Here is a 19722-nt window from a genome sequence, read left to right as displayed (position 1 = left end):
TCGACAGCAACCGGCGGCGTGCCAGGAAATTTAGAACGATATGTTCTGGAGCCAGTTCATCCCGGCGTCAGGGTGTTCGCCACGGATCAGCGCATTGAGAAAGGCGCATTCATAATTATAGGCGGCGACAGCGGACTCAATATCGCCGCGTTTCAACGCATCGGCCAACCGGAAATAGTTTTCCATGATGACGATCCGGTGGGGAACGAGCGAGGCATATTGGGCAACGAAACTGATCCAGTGGACGACCTGCAGCCGGCGTGATGCCTCATCCAGCAACTCGGATCCGCAGAAGGCGTTGATGCGACGATGAAACTCCAGCAAGGCCGTCACAATTCGTGCATTTGAATCCGCCGATGGCAACGGCTCCAGCGCAGCACGCGCATGGGCCAACGCCGACTGCAACGCGGGCTGTTCGCGGAGCAGCCGCGCGGCCTTACGTATCCCGATGAGCGTGAGCACGCGGAATACCTCATGCCATTCCTCCGTCTCGCCACGCGACATACCTTTGACCCGGGCACCTTTCTGCGGAAGAAGCTCGATCACGCCTTGGCCGGCAAGCAGGTGAAGGGCCTCGCGCACCGGCACCAGACCGACATCGATCTCCTTGACGATCTTGTTGGCGTTCAGCTTTTGACCCGGCTGATAGCGGCCATTTACCAGGCCCAGCACGATCTCTCGAAGTGCGCGATCCACGCCCGCGCGACCGGTCGGTCGCGCAAGGAATGAGATCATCGTGTCCTGTTCTTGGTCCGCCAACGATTTCCCTTTCCACGTTTGCCTCAGATGCCGTCATAGGAGGTCGTCCGTCTTTGGGAATTTATATATACCTGCGATGAATATGTCGATATGCGCCGAAAAATTCCCTGGACAACAAAAAATTTATAAATAACCATGACGCATGGCACCAATCCACCTGTCATGCGTAATGGGGGAGCATCGATTTTATAGAAGGCTCTGATGCCATAATCTGTGGCGAATGATCCGCAGAAGCCGTTTCACAAGGCGACGATCGAAATGCTCGGTCGCAGGTGCGCCAATTTGTGCAGCCGGGATCGCGCGCCTGATGTCGCGCCTGTCCACTCCGTGGCGGCTCGACAGATCAATGGCGGGTCACATCAGACATTGGTGGAAATGCGGGTTTTCATTGCCGGGTGAAGGGCACGGGGAACGCCTTCACCGACCCTCATGGTGCCATCTCCCGACCGGAGCAACAGACCAGAAACACCACCGGAATTCGAGTAAAGGAACGACCATGGATCTTGATGATCTCTGCTGCGGATCGATTTCGCAAATCGCGCCGCTGATCGAAGACAAGTCGGTCTCGCCCGTCGAGCTGACCGCCGCAATGCTTGAGCGTATCGAGCGGATCAATCCTGATCTTCATGCCTATGTGCATGTTGATGCCGCTGGGGCCTTGCGGGCGGCCGAACTGGCCCAAGCCCGGATTCTTGCCGGCGATTATCTCGGTCCGCTTCATGGCATTCCGCTTGGCATCAAAGACATTTTCGACACGGCGACGATGGTGACCGCGTGCGGCTCCGCCCAGTTACGCGGGCGCATGCCGGAACATGACGCCCATGTCGTTGATCGCTTGAACGCGGCCGGGGCCGTCATGTTGGGCAAGCAGGCGACGGCGGAGTTTGCCTTTATTGGCTACCCGCCCCAGGTCGCGCCCGCACCTGTTAATCCGTGGGCTGCAGACAGGACGCCTGGCATGTCATCGGGGGGATCGGCGGTGGCTGTAGCGGCCTCGCTCTGCTTCGGGGCCTTCGGTTCCGACACAGGCGGCTCGATCCGATTTCCAAGTGCCGTGAATGGTATCGTTGGACTGAAGCCGACCTTCGGCCGGATCAGTCGGCGCGGCGTGCACCCATTCGCCACCACCCTTGATCATGTTGGTCCGTTCGCGCGATCGGTGACGGATGTCGGCCTGCTTTATCAGGCCGTCGCCGGCCACGACAATGGTGATCCCTTCAGCGCGGCAGCCGAGATTGGCGATCCGTTGGCGACGATTTCAGGGAACGTTCGCGGCCTGCGCCTCGGCATTGATGTCCGTTACCTTGAGACTTATGCCGAGCCCGAGATCGTGCAGGCGACGCTGGCTGCCGTCACACGGCTTGAGGAGGCGGGCATGGTGGTGGTGCCCGTCGACCTCTTGAAGATACCAGAGGTTTGTCACCATTGGCTCGGGGTGGCGGGGTCCGAGGCCTTGCAGGCATATGGGCGCGAGCGGTTTCGACAAAATATCGGACTGTTTGGCAGAAACGTGCGCGAACTCATGACCGTTGGTGATCAGACAACCGTGGACGACCTACTGCGTGCCGCGGCCGCGCGTCGTCGGACGAACACCTTATTGGACGTCGCGTTTGAACAGGCTGACTATCTGCTGCTCCCGGGTATCGGATCGCGTGTTCCGCCTCTGGCCATGTTGGCGGTGGAGCCGGAGGTTCCTGCAGAAGCGGTTGCGGCTGCCATCGCTTTCTCCGCGCCATTCAACTTCAGCGGTCATCCGACCCTGTCTCTGCCCAACGGGCTCGACCCGGAAGGACTACCCTACGGTTTGCAACTTGTTGCTCGGCCATTCGACGAAGCGGGTCTTCTCCGGGTCTCTTATGCAGCAGAGCTGAGCGCTCCTAGCTTGCCCCGTCCGCGATGCCTGAACTGATGGTGTGGATGCCCCTTCACCTGGGGATGGTTGGTTTCCAGGTTATGGTTTCCGACTGGCGTCACACTGGAGGTCATGATGGGGGCGACATATTTGCTGGCGATCTGGCCGAATGGCTGGAAGACAAGGGCATGGACCATGTTCGCGGTGCGCCAAACCACCCCCAGACCCAGGGAAAAATCGAACGCTGGCACCAGACCCTGAAGAACCGCATCCTGCTGGAAAACTATTTCCTGCCCGGTGACCTGGAAGCCAGAATCCAGGGTTTCGTCGACCATTACAACCACCGCCGATATCATGAAAGCATCGGCAGCCTGACGCCTGCCGACGTCTATTACGGCCGTGGCTCCGCCATCCTGGAACGGCGGGCCAAAATCAAGAAGCAAACCATCCAGCACAGGCGCTTGTGCCACCAAAGCCAAGCCGCCTAGCATTACAGTTGCGTATTTTTTGAAGTTCTAAATCAATGGGCGACCATGATTCGAAGGATCATGGAATGTCAGGTTCGCTTGAGGACACGCTTGGTTTTTGGTCGGTTTCGTTGCGGTCTGTGAAGGACCGCATCCGGCCATTATTCACGCAGGATCGGGTTGCGGACTCGGCGGGCTTGTTCCTGGACGGGCTGTTGGGAGCAGAACAGCGCAAGACAGGATGGATGCGGGCGGAGGCTGCGGGTGACCCTGGTCCCTGGCGGCAGCAGGCGATCCTGGGTCGTGGCCGGTGGGATGCCGATGCGCTGCGGGATATCGTGCGTGACTATGCGCTGGAGGCGCTGGCCGATGATGACGCGGTGCTGGTGATCGACGAGACGGGTTTCCTGAAACAGGGCAAGGCGTCGTGCGGGGTGGCGCGGCAATATACGGGTTCGGCGGGCAAGATCACCAACTGCCAGATCGGTGTGTTCGCCTGTTATGTGTCCCGGCACAGCCATGCCTTCATCGACCGGGCGCTGTACCTGCCCAAGGCCTGGACCGACGATGCTTTCCGGCTGGCGTCCGCGCATGTCCCGGAGGGCACGGGCTTTGCCACCAAGCCGGCGCTGGCCATGGCGATGATCGAGCGCGCGGTGGCGGCGCAGACACCGTTCGGCTGGGTCGCGGCCGCCAGCGTCTATGGCGTCGGCAGCCTGGAGATGCTCCTGCGCCGGCGGGGCAAGGGCTATGTGCTGGGCGTCAAGGCCGATCACCGGTTCAATTCCTGGGGCAAGCCCAGGCCAGTCGGCGGCACGGCCCAGAGCATCGCCGGGGGGCTGGAACCCAGCGACTGGCAGCGCCTCTCCTGCGGGGAGGGCACAAAGGGACCCCGCCTGCATGACTGGGCCTATCTGGAACTGGCCGACCTGGATGCCGCCGAGTATAGCGACAATCGCACCGGCCCGTGGACCCGCGGCCTGCTGGTCCGGCGGCACATCGCCGATGGCGAACTGGCCTTTTTTACCACCTGGTGCCCGGCGGGCACTGGCATCGAAACCCTGGTCCGGGTCGAAGGCCACCGCTGGGCCATCGAGGATAGTTTCGAGACCGCCAAGAACGAACTCGGCCTCGACCATAACGAAACCCGCTCCTGGCATGGATGGCACCGGCATGTCTCGTTGGTCATGCTCGCCTTTGCCATGCTGGCAACCATCCGACATCACCTGAACCGCCAGACACCCCAAAAAACGCTCCAATGGGCGCGGCGGTGGACACCGCCGCCCCACCCCTGATCCGATGGTCCATGCAGGAGATCAGGCGCATCGCCACCAGGATGGCACAGCGCTAGATCCAGCCTGCCACCATCATCGCATGGTCAATCTGGCGACGCGCCCACCAAGCACACGCAAGGGACGCCCATATCAGAAGAAATACGCAACTGTAATGCTAACATCATCCCGCAACGAGCCAGAGCCTCCGTTCACAAAATCAATCCACTGTCCCATTTGTTTCGACGACGGACAATCCGGGGACGCCAACGACAACCGCATGGGCTTTACCCAACGCGACGGGACACTCAGCGCGACCGCCTATGACGCGCTGAACCGCCCGGTCAGCATCACCCGTCCCGGCCTCCCCATTACCAGCCACGGGCTGGATATCCTGGACCGGGTGGTGGCGGAGAAGGCGGGGGCGGCGACGGTTCGCATCCATGTCTATGATACAGCCGGGCGCAAGCTCTCGGCCGGCGTCAGCCTATCATGCCAAGATATGGGCGTTGTGTGATGCCTTGATCACGGTTTCGGCGGTGTCGGACCGGAACCGGTGCCCATTCTCCTATTGAGCCAATTCCGGCTCAAAGGGAGGATGCCATGGGACGCTCGCAATTCGACCCGGGGGCCAAAGGTCGCCTGCCCTGGAATGCTGGTCGGCGGATCGGTGCCAAGCGCGCCTTGAAGCCACAGCAGGTCTGGGCCATCCGTTTCTGGTTGGACCACCAGCAGCGGGTGCGTGATCGCGCTCTATTTGATCTGGCTATCGACAGCAAGCTGCGCGGATGCGATCTCGTCAAGATGAAGATCGGCGACATCGTGCGCGGTGGAGAAATCCGGTCACGTGCGCTGGTTGTTCAGAAGAAGACAGGTCGGCCGGTCCAGTTCGAACTGTTGGAGACAGCCCGTAAAAGCCTTCAGGCCTGGCTGGAACGTCGGGGCGGGACGATTGCCGATTATGTCTTCCCCAGCCGGGTCGACCATACAAAACCCATCAGCACCCGCCAATATGCGCGCCTCGTTGAAGAATGGGTGATCGGGATCGGCCTGCGCCGCGAGGATTATGGAACCCATTCCCTGCGGCGAACCAAGGCTGCCCTCATCTATAAGCAGACAGGCAACCTGCGCGCTGTACAGATCCTGCTGGGCCACACCAAAATCGAGACAACGGTGCGCTATCTGGGCGTCGATGTCGAAGACGCCCTGCAACTGGCGGAGACAACGGAGATATAGAGGGGGTGTTCAAGGTAAGGGCTTCGGGGCGGGCGGGAATGTCCGGAATCCCGGTGTGGGTGCGAAAACCCGCTCGTCCGCTTCCGGCCCCATTCCAGCCGGAAGGCGAAAAAAAGCCATCGGATTTTGAGGGGGAGTTACCCGATTAGATATTCACGGATAAATTGTCATGCCATCGGTTGAGGCGCGCCCCCGCATCCAACATGACACAGCAAAAGCCCCGTAACCTCAATAGGTTATGGGGCTTTTGTTTTTGGATCCGGTTCCTGGCTATCGCCCGGAATCTATCAAAATCAACAAGTTAGCTACGCAGGTTCAAATCGAGGGTGCCGACACCCGCATCCAACCTGACACTGCCGGCACCCTGTGGTCACGAGTTGGAGCCTCCGGCAAGCCCAGCGCGGTTCAAGCCCCGCGCGCAATACAGGTCTAAGCACAGAACTCCCAGCGTCGTGACGGGGTCACCTCTGATTATGCCCCCGCGGGGCATGGTCGTTGGTCAGGTGTAGGCCACGGCGCTGATTTCGATCAGTTGGTTTGGGAAGACCAGGCTGGGCACGCCGAGACAGGTTCCGGCGACCCGGTGCGTGCCCAGATACTCCTTGAACTGCGCAATGCACTCACCGAAATCCCGCTGCGGGTTCGTCAGATAGATTTCCATATAGGCGATGTTCGATCTGGACACGCCATAGCCGGTCAGCACGCGATCCAGATTCGACAAGGTCTGCCGGGTCTGCGCCTGGATGTCGTCGGGACCGACGAATTCTCCCTGCATGTCGTGGGAGAACTGGCCGGAAATATGAATCGTGCCGTTCACGGCATAGGCCTGGGTAACGCCGAATTCCTTTTCCCAGGAGACGCCGTGATCGAAGGTGCGGACGATGTTGGTCATTGTGTTGTTTCCGTTGGCTTGACAGGCCGCGACAACGCCCAGGGATGGGTGGCGGCTTCCCGGACAGTAAGGGAATATTTGGCGAACGGATTTCCCTACTGATTAGAATTGACGCCACATCGGGCACAACGTCTCTGTCCTTCCATTGATGTCTTGTGTTGCAACATACTGAATAATTTCATTATATGAAAACTCATGAAGTTGGAAAGCTGGGGTGCGGCATGCTACGGGCAAACATGAACGACATCCTGGTCTTCATGGCGGTTGTTGACGCGGGCAGCTTTGTGGCCGGTGGCCGTTCCATGGGGCTGACGCGGTCGGCGGCCGGTAAGGCCGTTGGCCGGTTGGAAGGGCGTCTGGGCATCCGGTTGCTCAACCGGACCACGCGCAGCCTGGCCCTGACCGATGAAGGCCGCGTCCTCTATGACCGGGGGCAGCAGATCCTGTCCGCCATCGACGATGCCGAAGCCAGCGTTGCCAGTCCCGCCGGCACGCCGCGCGGCGTGCTGCGCATGACGGTTCCGGACGCTTTCGGCCGTTTGATCGTGCTGCCCTTGTTGGCGAAGTTCCTGCGCACCTGGCCCGATATCCAGGTGGAGGTGAGTTTCAGCGACAGGGTCGCCGACCTGCTGGAGGATGGCTTCGATCTGGCCGTCCGCATCGGTCTCAACAGCACCGATAACCGGCTGGTCTCCCGCGTCATCGCCAAATACAAGGCCATCCTGTGCGCCAGCCCGGCCTATCTGGCTGCCCGGGGACGGCCTGAATGCCTGGACGATCTGGCGGCGCATGACTGCCTTTATTTCAGCAGCGGATCGCGTCGTCAGGCCTGGCGGTTTCGTGACGCGGACGGTGTCTGGGTGCGTGCGCAAGGGCGAAGCCGGCTGCGACTGGACAGCGGGGAGGCGATCCGCGATGCGGCCCTGGCCGGGTTGGGCATCGGCTTCCTGCCGGATTTCCTGGTGGCCGGCCATCTGGCCGCCGGCAGCCTGTGTCCGGTGCTGCCCGATCTGGAGATGGATGAAGTGTCCATTGTGACCCTCTATCCAACCAAACGCTTCCTGGAACCGCGCGTCCGGCGTTTCATCGACCTGATGGTCGCTGAACTGGGCGGCTGACACCCATCCTTTCAAAACTACGGAGACGATCATGCTGCAAGCCGTCAACCGGCCCGGTGCCCGCCCCAATCCCGCCCATAGTCAGGGCATGGTCGCCACTGGCACCCGCACGCTCTATGTGGCGGGGCAGGTCGGCATCGACGGGGACGGGGGCGCCGCCGACGGGATCGAGGCGCAGACCAGGGCAGCACTGGTCAATGTGGAATCCGTGCTGACGGCCGGCGGCATGGGCATGGCGGATGTCGCCAAGCTGACCGTCTATCTGACGCAGGAGGAGGATATGGCGGGCTTCGTGCGCGCCTTCACCCCCTGCCTGCCATCCCCGCCACCCGCTGGCACGCTGGTTTTCGTCAAGGCCCTGGCCTCGCCCCAGTATCTGGTGGAGATCGAGGCCATTGCCGTGCGGTGAGGATCAACCGGCTTTCTGCGGGCGATCGTGATTGCCGGGGTCGGACAGGCCCCGCAATTCCCGAAGGCTGGGTACGAAGAAGTCGGGCAGCAGGTCGATATCGTCCGTGCCCGGCAGGGCGTAGCCCGACAGATCGGTGCGGCCGTGGGCGCGCAGGACCTCATCATCAATGAAGAAGTTCCCCGTCGTTTCCGTCGCCGGTGCGGTGAGGATCAGGTGCGCGGCGTCGGCCATGATCTCCGGCGAACGCAGGGGGCGGCTATCCTGTGCGGGTTTGAATTCGGTCATGGCGGCGGTGTCGATGGCCGTGCGCGGCCACAGCGCGTTGACGCCGACCCGTCCCCGATATTCCCCCGCCACGCCCAGAACCACCAGGCTCATGGCATATTTGGCCATGCTGTAGGCAACATGGGGACCGAACCAGCGTTCCTCCATGTGCAGGGGTGGGGAGATCGACAGGACATGCGGGTTCGGCGCCCGCAACAGATGCGGCAGGCATTTCTGCGTCACCAGGAAGGTGCCGCGGCCATTCACGCCATGCATCAGGTCAAACCGCTTCATGGGCGTGTCCAGGATGCCGGTCAGTCTGATGGCGCTGGCATTGTTGATGCAGATATCGATGCCGCCAAACCGGTCCACGGTCTGCGCCACGGCCTGTTCCACCTGCGTCTCCTCGCGGATGTCGCACAGCAGGGGCAGGGGCTGGCCGCCGGCGGCGCGGATGGCATCGGCGGCGGTGTGGATGGTGCCGGGCAGGGTGGGATGGGGGTCCGCCGTCTTGGCGGCGATGGCGATGTTGGCGCCGTCGCGTGCGGCCCGTAACGCGATGGCCAGGCCGATGCCGCGCGATCCACCGCTGATGAAAAGCGTCTTGTCCTTCAGGGAACGGGTCATGAAAGCCTCTTGAAGTTGCAAACGATCACCAGCCGCCGGTTTCCAGCCAGGCCTGCGCCATGGCGAACCGGTCCGATCCCCAGAACGCCTCCCCGTCGATGACCAGGGTGGGAGAACCGAAGATGCCGGCGGCCATGGCATCGGCCGTGACGGCCTTGGGGGCATCGCGAAACCCATCGCTTTGAAGAGCATCCACGGCCGCAGCGCGGGGCAGGCCTGTCGAGGCCACGATATCCAGCACCGTTTCGGCGACGGAGATGTCCCGCGCTTGCGCCCAGTGGGCGCGATAGAGTGACAGGACCAGTGCTTCCACCCGGTCGGGCGCCCATGCCCTGGCCCACAGGACGGCACGGGCCGCGTTCAGGGGCGGAAAGCTGAAGCGGGCGTTCGGGGCCAGGGTCAGGCCGTGGTAACGCAATGACCGCCCGATATCGTGCCGCATATATGCCCCCTTGAGCGGGGTTTGCAGAGGCGGCGGCAGGCCCATGGCCTCGATCACGGTCATTTTCAGCAGGATCGGATGCCAACGGACCTCACGGCCAAAGCGGCGGGCCAGGGCGCCGACCTGCTCAGCCCCGATCCAGCCATAGGGGGAGATGAAGTCGAAATAGAATTCCAGCGTCGGGGAAGGCACGCATCACCCGTTCGACAGCAGGTCGCGCAGGACATATTTCTGCACCTTGCCGGAAGCCGTCTGCGGGAAGGCATCCATGAAGTGCCAGCGGCGCGGGACCTTATAGCCGGCCAGCCGTTCGCGGCAGAACGCCTCCAGCCCCGTGGGGTCGGCGGCACCGGGTGCCGTCAGCAGCACGCAGGCCGCCACGCTTTCCCCCATATCCCTGTCCGGCAGGCCGACCACGGCCACGTCGCGGATGGCAGGATGGGTCATCAGCACATCTTCCACCTCGCGCGGATAGATGTTCTCGCCACCCCGGATGATCATGTCGCGCAGGCGGCCCAGAACCCGGCAATAGCCCTGTCCATCCATGCTGCCGATATCACCGGTATGCAGCCAGCCATCGGCGTCGATGGCCGCCGCCGTTGCGTCCGGTGCGTTATGGTATCCGGTCATGATGCCGTAACCCCGTCCGCAGATCTCGCCAGTCGCGCCAAGGGGCACAATATCGCCCGTCTCTGGGTCGATGATCTTCACCTCCGTCTGCGGCAGAGGCCGGCCCACGGTTTCAACCCAGGCGGGGTGGCCATCATCGACCGCCGTATGTGTCAGATAGGGTGATGCCTCCGTCTGGCCGAAACCGATGGCGACCTTCACGCCCAGGATTGTTTCGGCGTCGCGGGCCAGTTCCGGCGGCACCGGCGCCCCACCCAGCGTGACCAGTCGCCAGCTTGACAGGTCGCGGGGGTTTCGGGCCTGTTCCTCCAACATCCGGATCAGCATGGTGGGCACGCAGATCATGGTGGTGCCGCGCTCCTGTTCGAACAGGTCCAGCATCAGGCCGGCATCGAAACCGGGGGCCATCACCTGGGTTCCACCCGTCTGCAGCGCACCTAGCGTGGCCAGCCCGCAACCGGCCGTGTGAAACATCGGCATTGCGTTGATCCAGATGTCGCCCGGCCCGGCCCCGATCGTCTGTGCATAAAGCCTTCCGTTATTGGCAAGCCCGCGATGGGTCAGGCAGGCGCCCTTGGGGAAGCCGGTCGTGCCCGAGGTGTATTGGATCTGGGCCACGGCATCCGGTGACACGGGGGGCAGGGTTCCGTCGGGTGCCGCCGCCAGGAACGCATCCCAGGTCGATAGCGGGATCACATGGCGCAGGCGGGGCAGAGCGGGGCGCACGCTGTCGATCAGATCGCACAGGTCGCGGCCACGATAATGGTCCTGAACGATGATGCCGCTGGCCTGCGACTGTTCCAGCACATAAGCCAGTTCCTGGGCCAGATAGGCTGGGTTGACAGTGACCAACACCAGTCCCGCCAGAGCGGCGCCATATTCGATCAGGGCCCATTCCGGCCGGTTGCCGGCCCAGACCGCCACATGCTGCCCCGGTTCGAAATGCCGGAGCAGGGCGCGCGCCACCCGTTGCGCACCGGCGGCCAGTTCATTGAAGGTCCAGCGCCGCCGCGCGCCCCGGTCGACCTGTCCGTCGATCAATGCCAGGGCATCGCCATAAAGATGGGCGGCACGCAGCAGGGCTTGTCCGACAGGTTCTTCGATCAGGGGCACGGAGGGGTCGGCGGGGCAATAGGAACTGGTCAGCAATCGGCTGCCATCGGGCCGGTCAGGCATGGTGGATCTCCCTTTATCTCAGGGTTCCTGGTCGCTGCCCCTCCTATGCGGGGAAAGTGCCAACGTGTCAAATATGAAATTTTGTGCAAATAATGAAATTTTGATGGATGGCCGTTGCCTGATTCTGGAATCCAGATATTTCATTATCTGCACATGATACAGATATTGACGCGACGGCCGTGGGGCCGGATAGTGGCCACAACAACAAGCGGCGGCGATGACCGCCCGCGATCGGAGGACGTAATGAACAAGGGGAAGCAGTTGGCTGCCGGCGATCGCCGGCGGGTGAGCCCGGTTGCTGTCGGCACGATGCTGGGTCTGGTGCTGCCCATGTTGGCGCAGGCGCAGCAGCCGGCCGAACAGACCGGCAATGAACCCGAACTGCTGGAAATCGTGGTTACCGCCCAGAAGCGTGAACAGCGGCTGCAGGATGTCGGCCTGACCGTCACCGCCTTCGATGGGGACCTGCTGGCCAGCCAGGGGGTGAACGCGGTCACCGATCTGGCCAAGATGGTGCCTGGCCTGGACGTGACGCCCAGCCCCAGCGGTTCCCCGGTCTATACGCTGCGCGGCGTCGGCTTTTTCGAAAGCTCGCTGAGTTCGGCCCCCGATGTGGCGATCTATCTGGATCAGGTGCCGCTGGCCATTCCGGCCTTTTCCGCCCTGACCGCGTTCGATCTGGAGCGGGTGGAGGTGCTGAAGGGACCGCAGGGCACGCTGTTCGGCACCAACGCCACCGGCGGGGCCATCAACCTGATCGCCGCCAAGCCCACGCGACAGGCCCAGGGCGGCATCAAGGCCGAATATGGCCGCTTCAACACCGTCCGCCTGGACAGTTTTGTCAGCGGGCCGATCACGGATGATCTGAACGGCCGCGTGGCGGTGAAGCTGAACCGCGGCGATGCCTGGCAGCGCAGCTACACCCGCGACGATACGATGGGTGAACTGGATGATGCGGCGGGGCGGATGCTGCTGGATTGGCAGGCGTCGGATGCGCTGCGGGTTGAACTGAACCTGAATGGCTGGTTGAACCGGTCCGACCCGCAGGCACCGCAACTGGCACGCAAGACCCTGCCGTCCGATCTGCAAGCACCCATCGGGTCTTCCGGCTTCGGCGGGACGGTGACGGCGGCGCTGCCACTGCTGGCGTTGCCGGCCGCCCCGCGTGACGCCCGTGCCGCCAACTGGTCACCCGACTATCGCCCCTATCGCGATGATCGTTTCTATCAGGCCGCGCTGAATATCAGTTACGACCTGACCGAAGATATCAGCCTGACCGCCCTGACCGGGTACAGCGACCTGCGGCAGCGCAAGGCGTCATCCTATTCCGGGACCGATCTGCCGGCCTTTGATCAGGCGTCGAATAATGCCGATGCCGATGACGTCAGCCAGGAATTGCGCCTGGCCAGTACCGATGCGGGCGCGACCCTGCGCTGGATGGTCGGCGCCAATTACCAGCGGACGGGCAGTTACGAGAATATCGACGCCATCTACCCGCAGGCATCGACCGGTACGCGCGACGGCTTCTCCGCCAACAGCTTCGACAGCCGGCAGGTTTTCAAGCAATGGGCGGCCTTCGGCAATCTGGAATATGATGTCGCGGACGACCTGACGCTGAAGGCCGGCATCCGTTATTCCGACAGCAAGCGCACGGCCGTCAACCGCGCCTATGACACGCCGGGCTATGTGGAGCCCAACCCGAACAGTCCCGGCCTGACGCGGTTCTTCAACATCGTGATGCCGGCCGTCTACGTCCCGATCTTCTGTCCGGGCGTGACGTTCACTCCCGTGGTGCCGGGCCAGTCCATCTCCATCAACCCGGATACCTGTGTGTCGGGCGACTATCACGGCACCTTGAAGGAAGACAATCTGCCCTGGAGCCTGGGTCTGGATTTCAAGCCGACGGATGGCCTGCTGCTTTATGCCAACGCCTCGCGCGGGTTCAAGGGCGGGGCCTTCCCCATCGCCAATGGCGCATCGCAGGAACAATATTATCCGGTGCCGCAGGAAAAGCTGACAGCCTATGAAATGGGCTTCAAGTCGACCGTGGTGGACCGTCGTATCATGCTGAACGGTGCCGCCTTCTATTACGATTATGCCAACAAGCAGACGCGCGGCAAGACCGTCGATCCGTTGTTCGGCGCCCTGGAACAACTGGTCAGCATTCCCAAGTCACGGACCTATGGTGCTGAACTGGAACTGACCACCGTGCCCACCCGGGGGCTGACGTTGCGCACCGCCGTCACCTGGCTGGATGCCAAGATCAAGACCTATGACGGGATCGTCGGGGCCAATAATGTCGGCGGATTGCTGTTCCCCACGCGGGCGTCGTTCGCGGGCACGACCCTGCCTTTCGCCCCGGAACTGGCCCTGGCAGTCAGCGCGGATTATGAATTCCCCCTGGATGACCAGCGTGACGCCTTTCTGGGTGCCAGCCTGCGGGCACAGAGCAAAAGCTACGGCTCCCCGCAATTGTCGGCGCAGGATCGGGCGGACGCGCGCATTGACGGTTATGCGACGCTGGACCTGCGCGCCGGTCTGAAGGCGGCGGACGACAGTTGGACAGTCTCCGTCTGGGGCCGCAACGTCACCAACACCTTCTACTGGACCAACAGCCTGCGGGCCTTCGACACCATCGTGCGCTACACCGGGCGCCCGGCCGAATATGGTGTCACACTGGGCTACAATTTCTAAAAAACCGGCGAGGGAGAAGACGACATGGCGAGCGCACGTGGCATTCCGGTGCGGGACACCATCCTGTGGGTCGAGGATACGGCGGAAGCGGACCTGCCCGTGATCTTCTGCCTGCATTCGCTGTGGCTGGACGGGTCGATGTTCGACGCGCTGGTCACGGCGGCGGCGGGACGGTTCCGTGTTGTCCGCCCGGATTTCCGGGGGCAGGGCAGCAGCGCCCCGCACACAGGCGATGTGGTCGACATGGATTGCTGTGCCGACGATATGAACGCCCTGATCGACATGCTGGGTCTGCGGGCGGTTCATCTGGCAGCCGCGTCGATGGGCGGTGATGTGGCGGTACGCATGATCGCCCGGCGGCCGGACCTGTTCGCGTCGCTGGCCATGCTGGGATCGTCGGTCCGCGACGAACCGCCGGACCAGCTGGCACATTTCACCACCTTTCTGGAAGGGGCGCGGCGGACCGGCTTTATCGGTGAGAGCCTGGAAGTGCTGATGTCCATCATGTTCGGCGCCACGACGCGGGGGCGGGCGGAGGCGCAGCCGATGCTGACACCCTGGCGCAACAAGCTGGAACTGACGCCGGCATCGCGCTGGCCGGCGCTGATGGGGGTGCTGAACCGTTCCAGTGCTGTCAGCCTGCTGCCGGATATCCGCTTGCCGACCTTGGTCATTTCAGGCGCGGAGGATATTGCCCGTCCGCCGGATTGGGGGCGGGAGGTGGCTGACGGCATTCCCGGCGGTGAACAGATCGTGCTGGAGGGGGTGGGCCACACCCCCATCCTGGAAGCCCCTGACACCGTCATTCCCCTGGCCCTCCGCTTTTTTGCGGATGCGACCGCCCGATAGGAGTGGGTTCGATGATCTTCGATGGCAACTATACGATGACCATCGCCGGCAGGCCGGTGGTCAGTGACAAGACCCTGCCCGTGGTCAATCCCGCGACTGAGCAGGTGATCGCCCATGTCCCCGATGCCAGCCGGGCCCAACTGGATGCAGCCGTGGAGGCTGCGCGCGCGGCGTTTCCCGCCTGGTCCGCCCGCCCCATGGCGGAGCGGCAGGCATTGGTGGCGGCCATCGGCGACTGTCTGTTGGCCAGCAAGGACGCTTTCTCGGCCCTGCTGACGGCGGAGCAGGGCCGTCCACGGGCGGGCTGCGACTGGGAAGTTGCGACCTGTGCCGATTGGTGCCACGCCGTTTCCACCTTCACCCTGCCGGTGGAGGTGCGGGAGGAAGCGGGAAGGCGGGTGGAAATCCGCCATACGCCGCTGGGTGTCGTGGGCGCCATCACGCCCTGGAATGCGCCCATCCTGATGGCCATCTGGAAAATGGCGCCGGCCCTGCTGGCGGGCAATACGCTGGTCCTGAAGCCGTCACCCTATACACCGCTGACGACGCTGCGTCTGGGGGAACTGTTGCGTGATGTGCTGCCGCCCGGTGTCGTCAATATCGTCACCGGCGGCAACGATCTGGGCCAGTGGATCACCGACCATCCGGGCATCGCCAAGGTCTCCTTCACCGGATCGACGGCGACGGGCAAGCGCGTGATGGAAAGTGCCGCTCGCACCCTGAAGCGCGTGACCCTGGAAATGGGTGGCAATGATGCCGGCATCGTCCTGCCGGATGTCGATCCCAAGGCCGTGGCGCCCGCCCTGTTCTGGGGCGCCTTTTTCAACAGCGCCCAGGTCTGTGTCGCCATCAAGCGTCTTTATATCCATGCCGATATCTATGATGATGTGGCGCGAGAGCTGGTGGACTATGCCCGGACCATCCGCATCGGCGACGGGTCGATGCAGGGCAGCGACCTGGGGCCCGTGCAGAACCGCATGCAGTTCGACAAGGTGAGCAGCCTGATCGAACAGACCAAGGCGGAAGGCCACCGTTTCCTGATCGGTGGCGAGGTGCCGGAGGGGCCGGGCTATTTCATACCCGTCACCATCGTGGACAATCCGCCGGAGGATGCGCGGGTGGTGACGGAAGAGGCGTTCGGCCCCATCCTGCCGCTGCTGAAATATGATGATATCGAGGATGTGATCCGCCGCGCCAATGACAGCGAGAGCGGCCTGGGCGGGTCCGTCTGGTCCAACGATATCGATCAGGCCCGCCGCATCGGCGAGCGGTTGCAGACAGGGACCGTCTGGATCAACGAGATGTTCGCCTTTTCCCCACATGCGCCCTTCGGCGGGCATAAGCAATCGGGCGTGGGCGTGGAACATGGCATGGCCGGCCTGCTGGAATTCACCAATATCCAGACCATCACCAGCCGGCCGCTGGCTGCTGCTGCCGGCTGAGGAGACATTGAGATGTGCAACATCTGTACGCCCGAAATCGGCGAGCTTTTGAAAGACGCACCCAAGAACTGGGGCAAATGGGGGCCGGAGGATGAGGTCGGGTCCCTGAATTACTTAGGCGCGCCCCAGGTTCTGGCGGCCATGGCATCGGTGCGGTCGGGCAAGCTGTTCACCTTGCAGGTGCCCATGGCCGACCCCAAGGGCGACCCCGTCTGGCCCGGCCGGCGGGGGGCCGAACGGTATCAGATCATCGACGAGGGGCATTGGATCGGCGGCAAGGGCCCGCAATTCCCCGGCGGCCAGCATTATGCCGATGACGCCATCTCCGCCTATCTGCAAGGGTCCACGCAATATGACGCACTGGGCCATGTCTGGTACGACGGGCAGCTTTATAACGGCTATGACGCCAAAACCACCATCGGCGGCTTGCAGAAGGCCAGCGTTCAGGCCATCGCCGAACGGGGCGTGGTGGGGCGCGCCGTGCTGCTGGACATCGCGCGGCTGCGCGGCAAACCCTATCTGGACAAGGGCGAGACCTTCAGCCACCTGGATGTGCTGGCGGCGGCGGCCGCGCAGAAGGTGGAAATCCGCAAGCGCGATATCATCGTCATCCGCACCGGCTTCATTGAATCCTATTACAGCGCCGGGGCCAGCGCCTTCTTTGCCGATTTTGTGGAACCGGGCCTGACCTATTCCCCGGAACTGGTACATTGGTTTCACGAGATGGAAATCCCTAATCTGGTCACCGACACCATGGCGAACGAGGTGACCCTGGACCCGGTCAGCGGCGTGATGCTGCCGCTGCACGGCGCGTTGATGCGGAACCTGGGCGTGGCCTTCACCGAGCTGTGCAACCTGTCAAAGCTGGCCGCCGACTGCGCCGAGGATGGGCAGTATGATTTCCTCTATGTGGCGGCGCCGCTGAAAATCGTCCAGGGCACGGGCGCGCCCGTCAATCCTGTCGCCATCAAGTAGAATTTTCCCAAAAGGAAGCATCATGCCCGATAAGGATATGGAGCGGCCCGTCGCCATCGTGACGGGCGGGTTGCAGGGGCTTGGCCTGGGGATCGCCCAGGCGCTGATCGGCGGCGGCTTCCATGTCGCTATCATCGACCTGCCGGACAATCCGGTGCTGCCCGATGCGCTGGCATCAGCGGCCTGCCGCTATTACCCGATGGATATCGCGCAGATCGATCGGCACCAGCCCGTCCTGGATGCCGTCGCGGCGGATTTCGGCCGGCTGGACTGTCTGGTCAATAATGCCGGGATTGCGGCGCGGCCCCTGACCGACATTCTGGACCTGGATGCCGCCGCTTTCGACCGGTCGGTGGAGGTGAACCTGCGGGGCACCTTCTTCCTGACCCAGGCCTTCGCCAACCGGCTGCTGGCATCCGGTCCGGCCGATGCCGGCAGCTACCGCTCCATCATCACCATCACCTCCATCGCGTCGGAGATCGTGTTCACCGACCGCTCGCAATATTGCGTGACGAAATCGGCCCTTTCGATGATGACCGGCCTGTTCGCGGCCCGGTTGGCGGCGGACGGCATCCATGTGCATGAGGTGCGGCCGGGCCTGATGCGCACGCCGATGACAGCCAAGGTCGGCAGCGACACCATCGAACGGCTGCTGGCCAGCGGGCGCGTGCCGATTCCCCGCTGGGGAGAGGTAGAGGATGTGGGACGCACGGTCCTGTCGCTGGCGTCCGGCGCGCTTCCCTATATGACGGGACAGCCCATCTGGGTGGCGGGTGGCCTGAATGTTCCCCGTCTTCTCTAAGCGGCTTGCGTTCGACAGCCTGCTTCCGATACGCCATTCCAAGCGAATATGTTTTGATTTATGTAGGTCGCATGGAAAACGGCTACACCCTTCAGACTGTCGAACGCGCGCTCTCCTTTCTGGAGTTCGTCGCCGCCGCGCCGCAACCGCCCAGCATCCGCGACGTGTCCAAGGCGCTGAAGCTGAACATCACCACCTGCTACCACCTTCTGCGCACCCTGATGGCCCGTGGCTATATCGAGCGCAATGACGATGGCGGACTGGAACTGGGTGACGGGATCGGCATGCTGGCCCGCGGTTACCGTCGGTCGCAGAGCACGGAGCAATCCCTGTCTGATATCGTCCGCCGCCTGTCGGCGCAGACCCTGGAGACCTCGTTCCTGTCCTTGCGCGATGGCAACAATGTCGTCCTGAAGGTACTGGTTGAAGGCACGCAGAAGTTGCGCGTATCGGGCCTTTATGTGGGCCTGAAGGGGTTTGAATATCGTCGCGCGTCGGGAAAGGCGGTGTTGGCGCACCTGGACGACGCAGCGCGGGAAGCCATGCTGGCAGAAGCCCTGACCCCGCTGCCGGAACGTCAACGCAAGAGCGTTGTGAAGGCGCTGGAAAAGGAACTGCCGCAGATCCGGGTGCGGGGCTGGTCCGCCGATGACGGGCAGACGGAGGATGGGATCGTCGCCGTGGGCGCCCCGGTCTTTGATGCGGCCGGTACCGTGCTGGGCGCGGTGGGCATTGTCACTCCCACCTTCCGCATGGACAAGTCGCGCGAGGCTTTCACCGATGCCGTGATGTCGGCGGCGGCGGAGGCAACCCGGCTTCTGGTCGAAAAGACCTGACGCCCGGCCGGCACGGCGCCGGCCGGACGCCCTTTCATCGCGGCGATGGCAGCAGGCTGTCCAGGAACCGGGTGGCACTGTCCAGCGCCTGACCCGCTTGCGGCAGGATGTCCGTGAACATCGGCCAGACATGGAACATTTCCGGCCAGACCTCCAGCGCGATGCGCACCTGGTTTTCCGCCAGATGGGCGGCCAGTTGGAACGCGTCGCTCAACATCACCTCGCTTTCGCCGACCTGGATCATGACGGGCGGCAGGCCCCGAACATCGGCGAAGACGGGGGAAGCATCCGGATCATCGGCGGGCGTGGTGCCCAGGGCGCAGCGGGCCATCAGCAGCAAGATCTCCCGGTTGCACAGCGGATCGATGCCGTCACGAGTGGTGTAGGACACGCCCGTCATTTCCAGGTTCGCCCAGGGGGAGATGGCCACGCCGCCGGCGGGCAGGGCCAGACCCAGGCCGCGCGCCCGCACCATGCTGGACACGACCATGGCACCGCCGGCAGAATCGCCGGAGATGACGATATTGTCAGCACCCCCTTCCTGCGCTACCAGCCAGCGCCAGGCCGCGACGACATCGTCCAGGCTGGCCGGAAAGGGATGGTCGGGGGCCAGCCGGTAATCGGGCAGGAAAACCCGTGCGCCCAGCCGCTGCGCATAATGGCCGGCAATGCCCAGATAGCCGGACGGCCCGCCACTGATATAGCCGCCACCATGGATATAGAATAGCACGCGACCGCCGCGCGCCTTGTCCGGCGTGACCAGCATGCCCGGCACGCCGCCCATATCCACCGCGGTGCTGACAATCCCGGCGGGCGGCCGGTTGCGGGCCAGTTCACGATTGTAGTCGGCGCGGATGTCCACCAGCGGCCGTTCCGGCGTCTCCCCCAGCAGCAGGGGGGCGAGTTGCATGGCCGCCTGTTTCCAGTCTTCCAGTCGTTGCAGCATGATCTCGCTGAGCGGCATGTCGTTTCCTCCTG

Annotated in this window: 18 protein-coding genes and 1 pseudogene; 13 read left to right on the top strand and 6 right to left on the bottom strand. The window is 63.2% G+C overall.

What is annotated here, in order from left to right:
• Nucleotides 1-30: 30 nt before the first annotated feature.
• On the bottom strand, nucleotides 31-759 hold the full coding sequence (locus ABC728_RS08970; protein WP_416621258.1) for a GntR family transcriptional regulator: 729 nt from the start codon (nucleotides 757-759) through the stop codon (nucleotides 31-33).
• Between the two features lie 496 nt (nucleotides 760-1255).
• Here ABC728_RS08970 and ABC728_RS08965 point away from each other — a divergent pair, with 496 nt between their 5' ends.
• The 5 genes and pseudogenes from ABC728_RS08965 (at nucleotide 1256) to ABC728_RS08945 (ending at nucleotide 5585) form a co-directional block, all read left to right on the top strand.
• Nucleotides 1256-2668 carry an amidase gene (locus ABC728_RS08965; RefSeq protein ID WP_416621259.1) on the top strand — a complete coding sequence of 471 codons (1413 nt, stop codon included), beginning with the start codon at nucleotides 1256-1258 and terminating at the stop codon, nucleotides 2666-2668.
• A gap of 89 nt (nucleotides 2669-2757) precedes the next feature.
• Nucleotides 2758-3099, top strand: a pseudogene (locus ABC728_RS08960) (integrase core domain-containing protein); the annotation flags it as partial.
• Between the two features lie 65 nt (nucleotides 3100-3164).
• On the top strand, nucleotides 3165-4373 hold the full coding sequence (locus ABC728_RS08955; protein ID WP_416621260.1) for an IS701 family transposase: 1209 nt from the start codon (nucleotides 3165-3167) through the stop codon (nucleotides 4371-4373).
• Between the two features lie 256 nt (nucleotides 4374-4629).
• A complete protein-coding gene (locus ABC728_RS08950; RefSeq protein ID WP_416621261.1) occupies nucleotides 4630-4866 on the top strand; it encodes a hypothetical protein in 237 nt (78 codons plus the stop codon).
• 86 nt (nucleotides 4867-4952) lie between these two features.
• The gene (locus ABC728_RS08945) at nucleotides 4953-5585 is read left to right on the top strand and encodes a tyrosine-type recombinase/integrase (RefSeq protein WP_416621262.1); all 633 of its coding nucleotides are present in this window, start codon (nucleotides 4953-4955) and stop codon (nucleotides 5583-5585) included.
• A gap of 499 nt (nucleotides 5586-6084) precedes the next feature.
• Here ABC728_RS08945 and ABC728_RS08940 read toward each other — a convergent pair whose 3' ends face one another.
• Entirely contained in the window at nucleotides 6085-6477 is a 393-nt protein-coding gene (locus ABC728_RS08940) for a RidA family protein (RefSeq protein WP_416621263.1), read from the bottom strand.
• A 221-nt stretch (nucleotides 6478-6698) separates the two neighbouring features.
• On the opposite strand from ABC728_RS08940, the gene ABC728_RS08935 reads away from it, so the two are divergent.
• Nucleotides 6699-7595, top strand: a complete 897-nt coding sequence (locus tag ABC728_RS08935) for a LysR family transcriptional regulator (RefSeq protein WP_445376353.1) — start codon at nucleotides 6699-6701, stop codon at nucleotides 7593-7595.
• A gap of 31 nt (nucleotides 7596-7626) precedes the next feature.
• Complete coding sequence (locus tag ABC728_RS08930; protein ID WP_416621265.1) at nucleotides 7627-8004, top strand: RidA family protein; 378 nt, start codon at nucleotides 7627-7629, stop codon at nucleotides 8002-8004.
• Nucleotides 8005-8007: 3 nt separating this feature from the next.
• On the opposite strand, the gene ABC728_RS08925 is transcribed toward ABC728_RS08930, so the two are convergent.
• The 3 genes from ABC728_RS08925 to ABC728_RS08915 are packed head-to-tail and all read right to left on the bottom strand — an operon-like array spanning nucleotide 8008 to nucleotide 11146.
• A complete protein-coding gene (locus tag ABC728_RS08925) occupies nucleotides 8008-8898 on the bottom strand; it encodes an SDR family oxidoreductase (protein WP_416621266.1) in 891 nt (296 codons plus the stop codon).
• Between the two features lie 25 nt (nucleotides 8899-8923).
• Entirely contained in the window at nucleotides 8924-9532 is a 609-nt protein-coding gene (locus ABC728_RS08920) for a 2-hydroxychromene-2-carboxylate isomerase (protein WP_416621267.1), read from the bottom strand.
• A gap of 3 nt (nucleotides 9533-9535) precedes the next feature.
• Entirely contained in the window at nucleotides 9536-11146 is a 1611-nt protein-coding gene (locus tag ABC728_RS08915; protein ID WP_416621268.1) for an AMP-binding protein, read from the bottom strand.
• A 243-nt stretch (nucleotides 11147-11389) separates the two neighbouring features.
• On the opposite strand from ABC728_RS08915, the gene ABC728_RS08910 reads away from it, so the two are divergent.
• The 6 genes from ABC728_RS08910 to ABC728_RS08885 all read left to right on the top strand — a co-directional run bounded on the left by ABC728_RS08910 (nucleotide 11390) and on the right by ABC728_RS08885 (nucleotide 18744).
• The gene (locus ABC728_RS08910; protein ID WP_416621269.1) at nucleotides 11390-13840 is read left to right on the top strand and encodes a TonB-dependent receptor; all 2451 of its coding nucleotides are present in this window, start codon (nucleotides 11390-11392) and stop codon (nucleotides 13838-13840) included.
• A gap of 24 nt (nucleotides 13841-13864) precedes the next feature.
• Complete coding sequence (locus ABC728_RS08905; RefSeq protein WP_416621270.1) at nucleotides 13865-14689, top strand: alpha/beta fold hydrolase; 825 nt, start codon at nucleotides 13865-13867, stop codon at nucleotides 14687-14689.
• An 11-nt stretch (nucleotides 14690-14700) separates the two neighbouring features.
• Complete coding sequence (locus ABC728_RS08900; protein WP_416621271.1) at nucleotides 14701-16131, top strand: aldehyde dehydrogenase family protein; 1431 nt, start codon at nucleotides 14701-14703, stop codon at nucleotides 16129-16131.
• A 12-nt stretch (nucleotides 16132-16143) separates the two neighbouring features.
• Nucleotides 16144-17106 carry a cyclase family protein gene (locus tag ABC728_RS08895; protein WP_416621272.1) on the top strand — a complete coding sequence of 321 codons (963 nt, stop codon included), beginning with the start codon at nucleotides 16144-16146 and terminating at the stop codon, nucleotides 17104-17106.
• Nucleotides 17107-17128: 22 nt separating this feature from the next.
• The gene (locus ABC728_RS08890) at nucleotides 17129-17908 is read left to right on the top strand and encodes a 3-ketoacyl-ACP reductase (RefSeq protein ID WP_416621273.1); all 780 of its coding nucleotides are present in this window, start codon (nucleotides 17129-17131) and stop codon (nucleotides 17906-17908) included.
• 71 nt (nucleotides 17909-17979) lie between these two features.
• A complete protein-coding gene (locus tag ABC728_RS08885; protein WP_416621274.1) occupies nucleotides 17980-18744 on the top strand; it encodes an IclR family transcriptional regulator in 765 nt (254 codons plus the stop codon).
• A gap of 34 nt (nucleotides 18745-18778) precedes the next feature.
• Here the strand turns inward: ABC728_RS08885 and ABC728_RS08880 are convergent, their stop codons facing one another.
• A complete protein-coding gene (locus ABC728_RS08880; protein WP_416621275.1) occupies nucleotides 18779-19708 on the bottom strand; it encodes an alpha/beta hydrolase in 930 nt (309 codons plus the stop codon).
• Nucleotides 19709-19722 lie beyond the last annotated feature (14 nt).

The organism is Niveispirillum fermenti (assembly GCF_052474395.1).
The sequence above is the reverse complement of the archived record's forward strand: the minus strand, read 5'-3'. Positions and strand labels throughout refer to the sequence as shown.